Origin of the sequence: Shewanella fodinae (assembly GCF_014651955.1) — a bacterium.
Classification (GTDB): domain Bacteria; phylum Pseudomonadota; class Gammaproteobacteria; order Enterobacterales; family Shewanellaceae; genus Shewanella; species Shewanella fodinae.
In genome coordinates this window covers 26346-38852 of sequence record NZ_BMXW01000003.1, presented here as the reverse complement: position 1 = coordinate 38852, position 12507 = coordinate 26346, and the positions used below count along the sequence as shown (strand labels likewise).

Sequence of the window (12507 nt, the reverse complement as noted above, 5' to 3'; positions counted from 1 at the left end):
TCTGGCTGGTGGTTAGCCGAAGCACACCTCAGCCCAACGTGCCAGCCCGGCGGTAACTGAGCCAAAATCGTTACCGCTGACCAAGGGCACTTGCGGTAATACTTCTGCTACCGCTTGCCGTAATAGCGGTGAGCGCGCAGATCCGCCAGTCATAAAGATCACATCAGGAACACTGTCACCTTGGGTTAACGCTTCGCGTACCAGCTTTGTGATCTGCTGTTTGGGGCCATCCAGCGCTTGCAGCATCTCATCGTAACGGATGGTGAGTGGCAGCACTTCAGTTGCTAATGCCAGCGTACTGTGAAATTCCGCCTGTTGCGACAAGGCGATTTTGGCTTCCTCAGCGCGGCGCACTAGGCTGTAACCAAGGGTGTCGTGATACACCTGTAACAAACGTGCCAGTTTTTGCGGTTCTCGTGCTTCTTTGTGCAGTAGTTTGAGTTCTGCCAGATTGCGCTGCGCATAAAAATCGTTTTGGGCTGATAGATCGTTAATCGCCACCGGATTCCACAGCTGTTTTATTGGCATTTCCAGCCCGGAGTCCAGCAAGCTGCCCAAGCCGAAATACGGCATCAGTTGCCGAAACGCCAAATGAATATCCAAGTCGTTACCGCCCACGCGTTGGCCGCTATGGGCCAATAAACTGCCACTGCGATCCTTTTTCTTGCGCCAGTTGGGGCCCATCCTTAGCAATGAACAGTCCGTGGTTCCCCCGCCGATATCGACTACTAACACGGTTTGTTCCTGCGTCAGTCCAGCTTCATATTCCAGCCCGGCGGCGACCGGCTCAAACTGAAATTCAACCTGACGGAAACCGGCGCGGTTGGCGGCTCGGCGCAAAATGTTTTCAGCTTGGCGGTTAGACTCTTCACCGCCGCTGCCTTGAAAATTAATCGGACGACCTATAACGGCATCGTCGATGGTCTGCTGGGTGACCTGCTCGGCGCGCCGCTTGATATTGGCCATCATGGCGCACACCAGATCTTCAAAAAAGCTTAGCTGAACCTCATGCAGGCCCATAGCACCTAGAAATGACTTAGGCGATTTGACGTAATATAAATCTTGCGGATGCGCCAGATACAGTGCTAAGGCCGCTTGACCAAACAGCAGATCTTCCGCTTGTAGGTCAATGCCTTCTTCGCGGTTGGCGGCCACGGAGCGGCGCAGCAACTGTTGACCAACAGCGTCTAGCGGCTGGATCTGATAATGGCGGAACAGGTACTCGGAAACCGATTCACGGGTCGGCGCCGCTAATGTGGATGGCAGATAATGACTGGTATTTTCCAGCGGCAGTAACTGTGGCTCTCCGTCCAGCATACGTGCCACCGAGCAGTTGGAGGTGCCGTAATCAAACCCGATAAACATGTTATTCCCGTGTTGCCGCCAAGAAAGCCGCATAAACTAACGCAAATCATCCATGAATGCCAATGCCGTTAACAGCATCTAGTGTTTATCCGACTACTACTGGCGGCTGTGCCATAAAACTACCAAAGCTTGGGTGAGTGTCTTCCTAAATAAGTGTTCTCAATGCCAGATCACAGAGGCCATTCCCAACGTCGACACGCATAAACCCGTCCATGGGGCTCCACCGCGCCATCCCTGACGCGGAGGGTCGACTTATCGGAATAACCTCTATTCCTCGGGTGAAGCGCAATTAGGAACAGCTATTTAGAAAAATGATTTTTGCTATCTCTGGATCTTTACCACTCCAATTCTACGAATTTTTTACTGCGATGCTTCCCCTAAGAGACTGCGGGCGACATACTGCTACATCTAAATCGCAACACACGCGGTATGACTAAGCCTTTAGCGTCAATACCCTATAAGCTAGGGAGCTAAATAGTTAGCTGATAAGCAATAAAAAAATGGAGTTGTCTACATGGATTGGAAAGCATTTTGGGCTGTAGGTGCGGTGACTTTGGTACTGGGTGTTGTATTGCTAGTTCCAGGATTGATGTTGGGACGGAAGTTAAGTAAAACGTCGTCCAATGAGTTTGTTACCAGTGTTATTACCAAACATGGGCTGTTTTTTTGTGTTGTATTTGTGGTGAGCTTGCTGCTGGCATCTGCCGCACGCTACTTTGCGCCTAACTCATTTATTGGTCATTGGACCGCGACTGATGTGGGTCTTTACAGCTTTATTGCTGTATTGAATGTATTAGCGATGGTGATTGAAAAAATATTGCTGTTGTTTGGCATTAATTTGGTGAGCAACAAGCGTTAGAAAAGGACGTTAAATAGTTTGTGGACAAAAAACGTTTTAGGTCGTCGGTTGTATCAGGTGCATTTCGCATAAAAATTCCTATGGGCTAACGTTTGCATTTTCGGCAGGTTTGGAACGCAGCAGAAAACCAGTCTGACAACATGCACTTGTTATATTCACTTATCCATTGCTGCTCTTTGGTTAGCTTCAATTTTTTTGTTTAGCTCTTTACCTGCTTTTATCATCTCAGGCGTTAGCTCTTGCTGAATTAATTGGAAGTACCTAGCTTGGATAATTGCTAAAGACATTGATCTTGAAATAACGAAATCATCGGAGTTGTCTAATATCTTAGCCTTGGTTTCTTCAAGGCTATTATTTTTAACATCTCGTTGAATTAACCATAAGAAAAGATCCGTTACTTGTAATCCATAAGATATCTTTGAAGATTCTAATTTGAATTTCCCCAAGTTATATTCAACTTCTTTAAATTGTGGGATTCCACCGAATTTATCTTCTTCAAAATCAACACCAAAAAAAATGCGGTGGTACTCTCGCATCGTTCCTTTAAACTCATCGCTCTGATCATGGATAAGTTCAGAAACTGATACGCCATACTCTTTGCAAAATCTATGCGTGGCAGTTAATAAACTAGAAAAAGCAATAATATTTGGTGTCTGTTTTTTATAAGCGCTTTTACCTTTAGCTGATATAAGGGTGAATATATAAGGGTTATCTATCGCGTAACTTAGTCCTGCAGTGACAACTTCACATGCCCTTTTGTCATAAATATATGGCGCTTTTTCCAACAAAGCTTTACATATATTAATTAGTCCATCCAAATCATCTTTTAAATAACAGTTCCAAAACTCAACATCTAAACCGTCTTCCATCATGTCATCTATTAATATACATAATGTGTGTCTGAAAAGTTCAGTTGTGTACCAGAAAGGATGGACTGCGGGGTTATCCCAACAATCAAAGACAGTATCAACAAATTTTGTAGGTGCTATATACCTTTTTTGAAGTGTTGTGTAATGAAATATCCATTGAGTACCGTCTAAAGCATCCAGTAACTCTAAGCAAAGGCTATTTACTTTATCTTCTCCAAGTTCGTAACCATGCAATCTTTCCAGTCCATTATCAGCGCAATATTTTTGAATTATTGGTGCAACTTTGGTTTCAATCTCACCAATAGATATTACTGCGCCTTGATAATAAATAGGTGACTTTGAATCAAAAATTTCTTTGCCTGAGTGACCAGATTCATCTGCATATATGAAAGCTCCTTCTTTACCTTTGCTCATATCTATCCTTATGTCCCTAGTAGCGCATGTTATGCCTTAGCTTGGATAGCCTGTTGGATTTCATTCTTGTGCAACCTTTCAATGACTTTTTCGTCCTTTACTTTCCTAAATTTTCCGCCCATTTCTATATACTTTAAATTATCATTCTCTTCATGAACTGGCTCTTTACCAGAAAAATCGCAAAGATTATGATAATAACTTTTTGCGTATCTGTATGCTGCAACCGCTTCATCCGTCGTCTTACCAACGGTTAAAAGCTCCATTTCTTCTTTACCTTGGAGCTTCGTTGGAACGAGGATGCTGCGTTCCGCAAGCTCAACGTATATTTCTGGCAACCCAAGTTTTTCACTTAACCGATAAATTGTGCTACAAAATGTGACGATATAAAAACTGTAAGTAAATTCCGGCTTGGCGTCTCGAATGATTAAATCCAATTCCCACCTAGCCGATGACAACTCTCTCTCGATATCTTCGAATGCATTTATATTTAGTTGTGGAACTCCATTCTCAGGCTTACCAATAAAGAAATTTTTATGAACTCTTGGGTGTACTTTGAACTTCCCGGTCAAGCAACCAAGATACTCAACTTCACCTATCTGATCGAAATAACTGAATAGCTCTTTTCTGTGAGAATGAAAAAGGTCGATGTTATTTTTCTGATTTGTAATTTTAATCTGCTTAGCCGTTTGTTTCGTTGCATGTAGGCGAGACACAAGAACAGACAATGGTAATGAAAGAGATAAAGCGCCTAGAGGCAGTGCGCTAATTGAAAAAAACACACTCAATCCATCACTTGTCAAAGAGACCGAATAACCCCTCCAGGCGATTACACCCAAGGCGATAAAATATAGAAATGGAGAAATTATTGAGACCCATAGTAGTCCTTGTTCAGCAAGTCCTCGCTCTTCATCTAGCGTCATCGTGGACTTGAGTCGCTCTAAAATCCGAGAACCACTGCCCAAAACTGCCGAAACGACCAATACTGGTAAAAGAAGAGGCAGAAGCACAAGGGCTATCAACGAAACTATGTCCATCAATCAAAACCATCCGTAGGTATAACGATCATAACACAACGGTGCGGTTTTCCGTGTCCGTTGCCGTGGCTTGTTTTGTGAGTGACAGATGACGTAGGCGGTGCGCATGATAATAGGCTATGTGACTTCCTTGTATCTGAACTCTCCGTATTTCGCCAACTTTGAGAAGGTTGTTCCTCACATGAAGGTGGCTGGCGGTGGCTGAGTGTAAACTTGCCTCAACTGCTTATGTAGTAACATTGTCGCATTACTAAGATTTGGTCAATCTTTGTATGTCAGAGTTAGCCTAAAATCACATGCTGAATAACTTTGGGGGCAATATGATGAAGGTTGGAACCATAAGAAGTATTAGCTTCCAACTTGGTTTCATTTTTATCCGTTTGTTGCAATATGGACTGCAATGTTTTACGCTTAACATATTAAATTTATTATAGAAAAATCTAATATTTTCCTCACAGTGAGGGCCACTTCATAGATATCCCTTATAAATTACTATTCAATAACGGGGCCGATACGTAGGGCATAATAGCGAAGTGCCCTGCGTGTATACCTCCAAGAAAACGAAGTGACAGTGTTTATGGCTCATGGACACATCTTTTTAGCTAGTTTATCTGAATCCTAAACACTACCCGTTAAACCGGATAAGCAGCTGTAGTTAAAAGACGACCTTAGGTTTATTTCAGGACGAATCGTTTCTGCTTGAGGTTAATGGTACGGAGTTGTAGATTATCGAACCGCATAAATTGTCTTTCTTTATGCTTCAACTCTAACCTCCGCTTTCGTAGGAATATATCATGATGCGCGATACTCATCGTGTAGTCTGGTTTGGCAACATCTCAAAGCAATCCCAACGTGTTATTTATCCATTCTTACGCTCGTCAACTCTCCCTAAGTATCTGCATTTTAGAAACATTTGGCGCGAGTGCGTTGAGAGCACCTGAGCAGCTTCTCCTATGACCGGACGTTTTGGAACATTTCAGTTGTAAACGTTTATCGAAAATTAATTCACGCAACGCCGCTACAACCCTATGGCGGTGATTATTAATATTTTAGCGTCATGGAAATTCTATGTTTCGTAAAATTGCAGTAACGTTTTTATCGCTTGTTGTCTGTGCTTGCACCTCAATGGTGGCGGATCTAGAAAGTAGCGTGCAGCAAAAATTTCAACAAATGTTGGCGGATAAATTTGCTGAACGGCTAATGGTTGGAATTGATGCCGTGGTGGATGAATTGGCAAAAAGCGGGGGTTACCTCAATGACCCGTTAGTGCGTATTTTGCTACCACCACCTATCGGTATTGTTGCGGGTGTCGCCAGTGAACTTAAGCAAAATCCTGACGCTAACCTATTACAAACATTGATGAATCAAGCGGCTGAGCATGCGATCCCTGTGGCTGGGCCTTTGCTAAAAAATATCATCACCAACATGGATGAGCCTACCTTAGTTGGCGTTCTCAACGCGGGTAATCAGGGGGCTAGTCAATATTTGAAGCAACATGCTGGCGAAATGGTGCAAACCGCATTATTGCCCGTAATTACAAAGGAACTCAATGCTAATGGTGCGGTTGAGCTCTATGGAAAGTTGCTGGAGGCTAAAAGTAAGGCGGACAACATTGCTGCAAAGGCGAATGATGTGCAACAGTCGTTGGCGACCGCGCAGCGGTTGCAAGATAACCCTGAGAATGTCGCCCAAGAACGGCTTACGCAGTATGTCGCCGAACAAGCAATGGGCGGGATGTTCCGTAAAATAGCGAAGGAGGAACTGAGTATTCGCCAAGAATTACAACAGCCCAAGTTGTAATGATTTCTCACCTTTTTAGAGGACAATAGCTTATCCGCATTATCGTAGTTGTCCCTCACACCATCGTGAGGTTACGGATAGTTTATTGCCTTCATCAGACGCGCAACATGCAGCGGCGTGATCAACTTTAGTCGTGCTAGCTCCGAGCGGATGACAGCCGCAAACACTTACCCAAAGTCTAAACCGAATACTGCAACGGTCACGGTTAAGGCAATTGTCGTTTTTGAAAAAATTTCGACCTAGTATTTATTTTTCAGGTGGCAGGTGAGGATTTGCTGCCCAAACCAATGCCGATAACCGAAGACGACTAAATTCCCCAGCAGCAGAGTTGTGCAGAGTTATTGCTATTGCGCCAGCAGCATTGCAGGCGTATATTCACTTTTATTTAATTGCCTAGGCAAATATTGACATGGCATATTTTACCGCAAGCAAAATTGAACAAAATCCTTTTTCGTTGGGGCACTTGCTGCATTTGGTGAACCAATACAAAGACCGGGTACTGACCCGACACTTGCTACCATTGGATATCACGGCGCAGCAGTTCAAAGTGTTGATGATGATCCATCGCGATCATGTTGAGAGCTGCAGTGTGTTGAGCCAGCGCTTATCGATTGACGGCGGTGCTACGACTCGCATGCTCGATCGACTGGAACAGAAACAACTGTTACAGCGGGTGCGAGACAGTAAGGATCGACGCCGTATCGCGCTGCAACTCACCGAAAGCGGTCACGCATTTTGTCAGCAGATGCCGGAAATGATCGCGGAAATGCTGAATGAGTTCACCCAGGGACTGGATGACCAGGATATTGCACAGCTGGAACTATTGCTGCGCAAAATTCTTTGTGCCGGTGGTGTGCTGGAGCAGCAACCGGAATAACTTTTTTATGAATATCAAACGAGACATTTATGGTTGAGCAAACAACAGACAAACAGCCCGCAGTGTCAGCCCCAGCAAAATCTAGCAAGCGTAAACAATATCTGCTGGGATTGCTGCTGGTTGTGGCTGGAACTGGCATCGGAGCCTACGTTTACCAGCAGGAATACGGCCGATTCTATGAAGACACCGATGATGCCTATGTGCAGGGAAATCTCATCACTATTGCGCCGAAAGTTCCCGGAACGGTGACCCAGGTATTTGCCGATGAAGGTGACTATGTCGAGAAAGGCCAGACGCTGGTAACGCTTGATCCCAGTGATGCCCGGATTGCATTGGATAGCGCTGAAGCAAACCTCGCCAATGTGGTGCGCCAGACCCGTGGTTTGTATAACGATGTCGACAACTACCAGGCTCAGGTACAGGTACAAGAGGTTAATTACCGCCAGGCAATGACGGATTATCAGCGGCGGGTAAAACTGGCAAAACGCAATCTGATCTCCGATGAAGAAGTGACCCATTATCAGGACAGCCTGAAAGCGGCAGAGAATCAACTCACCGCGGTAAAACAGGCGCTAAATGCCAAATTGGCCCTTACCGAAGGCGTCAGCATCGCCAATCATCCGGCAATCAAGAGTGCGATTGCCCAACTGCAGAATGCCTATCTCAATCTGCAGTATGCCCAGATTAAGGCGCCTGAGTCAGGCTATATTGCTAAACGCGCCGTGCAGGTGGGGCAACAACTGTCGGCAGGAACTGCCCTGATGGTGGTGGTGCCGCTGCAGCAGGTGTGGATTGACGCCAACTTTAAGGAAAGCCAGATGGCGGCTATGCGCATTGGACAGCCAGTGGACATTGTGGCAGATCTTTACGGTGATGATGTGCATTTTCAAGGACATATCGCCAGCTTAGGGATCGGCACTGGCAGCGCTTTCGCGCTGTTGCCGGAACAAAATGCGACCGGAAACTGGATCAAAATCGTGCGACGTCTGCCGGTGCGGGTGGTGTTTGATAATCCGCAACAGTTGCAGCAACATCCGTTACGCATTGGGCTGTCCACGCAGGTAACTGTGCATCTTAAAGATGAAAAAGGCCCATTGCTGGCACAGACGCCGGTGACCAAACCACGTTTCAGCACCGATATATACGACGATCAGTTGCAGCAGGCACACAAACTGGTTGAGCAGATTCTGCAAGATAATGGCATCAAGCCCGGTGACGTCGTTGTGGCTGACAGCAAGGGTCTCTAACGGATGAGCAACTATCAGTTCCGGCCGCAGAATCTGGTGTTGGCAACACTGGGGCTGTCGCTGGCGACCTTTATGCAGGTACTGGATACCACGATTGCTAACGTGGCATTGCCCACCATTGCCGGTAACCTTGGGGTTTCGTCTGATCAAAGTACCTGGGTTATTACTTCCTTTGCGGTATGTAATGCCATTGCGTTGCCTCTGACTGGCTGGGTGTCGCGTACGATTGGTGAAACTAAGCTGTTCCTAGGAGCGGTGATCATGTTTGCGATTACCTCATTTCTTTGTGGTATGGCGCAGTCGATGAATGAACTGATCCTGTTTCGGGCGCTGCAAGGTTTCTTCTCGGGGCCGTTATTCCCAATGTCGCAAACGCTAATGATGGCGATTTTTCCCCGTGATAAGCGCGGCCTGGCATTAGCGCTGATAGGCATGGTGACGGTGGTGGCGCCGATTGTTGGGCCGATAACCGGTGGCTGGATCACCGATAATTACTCCTGGCGCTGGATTTTTTACATCAATGTGCCCATTGGGATTTTTGCCGCGCTGGTGGTCTTTATGCAACTGCGTGGCCGCCAAGAAGATACCGTGCGCAACCCCATCGATTTTGGTGGTTTGTCACTGCTGGTTATTGGGGTGGGCGCACTGCAGATCATGCTAGATAAAGGCAACGACCTCGACTGGTTCTCTTCCAGTTTTATTGTGTCGTTGGGGTTGGTATCGCTGGTGTCATTGGTGGCCTTTGTTATCTGGGAGCTCACCAGTGACCATCCCATTGTTAATCTGTCGCTGTTTCGCGATAGAAACTTTACCGCTGGCACTATCGCGTTGGTGTTTGGTTATGCGGCGTTTTTTGCAATCGCACTTATTCTGCCACAATGGCTACAGATCAATATGGGTTACACCGCCATCTGGGCTGGGCTCGCGGCGGCACCAATGGGCGTTATTCCGCTGCTGACATCGTCACTGATGGGTAAGTATTCCCATAAGTTTGATCTGCGGTTGCTGGTGACAGGTTCCTTTATGGTGATGGGGGCGTCCAGTTTTATGCGTGCCGGGTTTAACCTGCAAGTGGATTTTGCCTCGGTAGCATTGGTGCAATTGTTTATGGGCTTGGGCGTGGTGCTGTTCTTTATGCCTCTGACCACCATTTTATTATCAAATCTGGAACACCATGAGATTGCTGATGGCTCAGGCTTGGCGACCTTTTTGCGGGTCCTGGGCGGCAGTTTTGCTTCGTCACTGAGTATCTGGCTGTGGGATCGCCGTGAAATTTTTCACCGGGCGCAGCTCAATGAAAATATCAGTCTGTTGAATGACAAGGCCGTGCATTATCTGCAACAGATGGGGGGCGTGACCCAGAGCAATTTGGCGCAGATTGAACGAATGCTGCAACAGCAGGCGGTGATGATGTCCACTATTGACTATTTCACACTGCTGGGCTGGATGTTTATCGGTTTGATTGTGATTATCTGGTTTGCCAAACCCCCCTTCTTCCATAGCCATTAAGTCGGAGTGCCAAGGACGGTACACATCTGCTAACGAAGTTTAGCCGACAAAATATTGTATAAATTATGTGATTTATGTTAATGAATAGCTGATTCTTTCAATAATAAATTCAATAACAAAACTCATGAACATCTACAAAACTCTACTATATGTCGCTGCGCTGTTATTCGGTTTGGGCGGTTGTGTCTCCGCAGGTGCACCAGCGGATGCCAGTGCTCAGCTCACCCTAAAACGGATTTTCCAGGATAAAGAATTCAAGCCACAACGCGCGCCTTATTTCCGCTGGCTGGATGATGGTAGCGGTTATACCGTACTCGAATCCCGCGACAAACAAGCCGACGCCAAACCCCAGACTGATGAAGAACACGGCGTCAAAGGCAGCGACATCGTATTTTATCAGGCCGATGGTAGTGGCCGTAAGGTGCTGGTATCGCTGGAGCAACTGACCCCCACCGGAGCCAAAGAGGCGCTCACCATTGAAGATTATCAGTGGTCTGACGATGGCCAATGGCTGTTAGTCTTTACCAACGGGCAGAAGGTGTGGCGCAGTCGTACCCGGGGGGATTTTTGGGTCTTGAATCTGAAGAATAACAAGCTGTACCAATTGGGTGGCAAGCAGCCCGATGCCAAGGTGTTGATGTTCGCTAAATTCTCGCCTGACAGCAAACGAGTTGCGTACGTCAAAAATAACAATATCTATATGGAGTCGCTGGGCAGCAGTAAGGTCACCCAACTGACTACTGATGGCAGCGATACCTTAATCAACGGGCATTTTGACTGGGTTTATGAAGAGGAATTCACTATCAAGGATGGTTTCCTCTGGAGTCCTGACAGCCAGAATATTGCTTACTGGCAGCTCGATAGCAGCGGCGTGAAGTTATTCACCATGATCAATAACACCGCCGGGCTCTATCCAACCATCACCCAATTTCCCTATCCCAAAGCGGGCGAGCAGAATTCTGCCGTGCGCATTGGGGTGGTCAATATTAAGGACAAAAAGACCCGTTGGGCACCGTTGCCCGGTGATAATCGAGATCGCTATGTGCCACGTATTAGCTGGGCTGGCACCAGTGAGGCGGTGTTGATCCAAGATGTGAATCGGCCACAGAATACTAACGTATTACGCTTGTTTGACTGGCACAAGCAACAGCTGACCAGCATTATGACCGAGCATGATGACGCCTTCCTAGAGTGGTTCTATCAGGCTGAATGGGAAAAAGACGGCAGTCATTTTATTTGGCACAGCGAACGTGACGGCTGGCGTCATCTGTATCGGGTGTCCCGCGATGGTAAAAGCGTGGTGGATTTAACGCCGGGTAACTACGATGTGGTTGAACTGCTAACGTTGAATGAAGCCACCAACAGTCTCTATTTCACTGCATCGCCCGATCATCCTGAGGCGCGTTATCTGTTTAAGGCCAGTCTCGATGGCAGCGGCAAAGTGACCCGTATTACTCCAGAACAATTCAGCGGCAATAACCATTACTACATTTCCAAAGATGGCAGTTTGGCGATGCATAGCCACAGTTGCTTTGATCTACCGCCTTCCAGCGAAATCATCAAAGTCGATGGTCATAAAACCATCAAAGCGCTGACGGATAATGCGGAACTAAAAGCTAAACTGGCGACACTGGAGCTGCCGCCACATCAGTTTTTCCAGGTGCAGGCTCGTGACGGTGTAGTGCTGGATGGCTGGGTGATGTTCCCACCACATATGGATAAATCTAAAAAGTATCCGATTATTTTTTACGTCTACGGCGAACCTTGGGGCTCCACTGTGCAAGATGTTTGGGGCGGTGATAACTACCTGTGGTCCAGCATGATGGCCCAGCATGGTTTTATCATGGTGTCAGTGGATAACCGTGGCACCCGTGCACCTAAAGGTCGTGATTGGCGTAAATCCATTTACAAAAAAATCGGCATTATCACGGTGCGTGACCAAGTGGATGCGCTAGATGCCATGGCTAAACGCTGGCCACAAATTGATACTGAGCGCGTAGGTGTCTGGGGGCATTCCGGCGGTGGCAGTTCAACCTTGAATCTGCTGTTCCGTCATGGCGACAAGTTCAAGGTAGGTGCCGCATTTGCGCCAGTGGCGGATATCCGTCTGTATGACTCCATTTATCAGGAGCGTTACTCCGGCAATCCCAAAACCGATCCAGAGAGTTACACTCAAAGCTCGCCTATCACTTTTGCTAAAAACCTCACGGGCAAGTTACTGTTGGTGCATGGTACCGGTGATGATAATGTGCATTATCAGGGCACTGAAGAGCTAATTAACGAACTGGTGAAATACAACAAACAGTTTGAGTTTATGTCTTATCCCAACCGTACCCATGCACTTAAAGAAGGTGAGGGCACAACGCTGCATCTGCAGACACTGAAGACGCTGTTTTTCGAGAAGTATCTGCTAACGCCAGCCAAATAATCGGCGCACCGATACCAATAAGCCGTGCTAGGTGGTACGGCTTATTTGTGGCAGCCGCGGTTTGAGTCATCTGCTCTTCGTTCTTATGTGAGTCGCGCCGTATAC

The 12507-nt window shown here is 46.8% G+C and carries 9 protein-coding genes; 6 read left to right on the top strand and 3 right to left on the bottom strand.

Features of this window, described 5'->3' with window-relative positions:
- Positions 1-12: 12 nt before the first annotated feature.
- Entirely contained in the window at positions 13-1365 is a 1353-nt protein-coding gene (gene yegD / locus IE064_RS04095) for a molecular chaperone (RefSeq protein WP_189616658.1), read from the bottom strand.
- Between the two features lie 514 nt (positions 1366-1879).
- Between yegD and IE064_RS04090 the strand changes: the two genes are divergently transcribed.
- A complete protein-coding gene (locus IE064_RS04090; RefSeq protein WP_189616656.1) occupies positions 1880-2224 on the top strand; it encodes a hypothetical protein in 345 nt (114 codons plus the stop codon).
- A gap of 155 nt (positions 2225-2379) precedes the next feature.
- Here IE064_RS04090 and IE064_RS04085 read toward each other — a convergent pair whose 3' ends face one another.
- Positions 2380-3507: a DUF3800 domain-containing protein gene (locus IE064_RS04085; protein ID WP_189616653.1), complete on the bottom strand. Its 1128-nt coding sequence runs from the start codon at positions 3505-3507 to the stop codon at positions 2380-2382.
- A 29-nt stretch (positions 3508-3536) separates the two neighbouring features.
- Positions 3537-4544, bottom strand: coding sequence for a hypothetical protein (locus tag IE064_RS04080; RefSeq protein ID WP_189616651.1), 1008 nt, complete (start codon positions 4542-4544; stop codon positions 3537-3539).
- A 1065-nt stretch (positions 4545-5609) separates the two neighbouring features.
- Between IE064_RS04080 and IE064_RS04075 the strand changes: the two genes are divergently transcribed.
- The 5 genes from IE064_RS04075 to IE064_RS04055 all read left to right on the top strand — a co-directional run bounded on the left by IE064_RS04075 (position 5610) and on the right by IE064_RS04055 (position 12402).
- Positions 5610-6341 carry a DUF4197 domain-containing protein gene (locus IE064_RS04075; RefSeq protein ID WP_189616649.1) on the top strand — a complete coding sequence of 244 codons (732 nt, stop codon included), beginning with the start codon at positions 5610-5612 and terminating at the stop codon, positions 6339-6341.
- Between the two features lie 409 nt (positions 6342-6750).
- Positions 6751-7218, top strand: a complete 468-nt coding sequence (locus tag IE064_RS04070) for a MarR family transcriptional regulator (RefSeq protein ID WP_133039363.1) — start codon at positions 6751-6753, stop codon at positions 7216-7218.
- Between the two features lie 29 nt (positions 7219-7247).
- The gene (locus IE064_RS04065; RefSeq protein ID WP_189616647.1) at positions 7248-8465 is read left to right on the top strand and encodes an HlyD family secretion protein; all 1218 of its coding nucleotides are present in this window, start codon (positions 7248-7250) and stop codon (positions 8463-8465) included.
- A 3-nt stretch (positions 8466-8468) separates the two neighbouring features.
- Positions 8469-9974: a DHA2 family efflux MFS transporter permease subunit gene (locus IE064_RS04060; protein WP_189616645.1), complete on the top strand. Its 1506-nt coding sequence runs from the start codon at positions 8469-8471 to the stop codon at positions 9972-9974.
- 124 nt (positions 9975-10098) lie between these two features.
- On the top strand, positions 10099-12402 hold the full coding sequence (locus IE064_RS04055) for a S9 family peptidase (RefSeq protein ID WP_189616643.1): 2304 nt from the start codon (positions 10099-10101) through the stop codon (positions 12400-12402).
- The last annotated feature ends 105 nt before the right edge of the window (positions 12403-12507 follow it).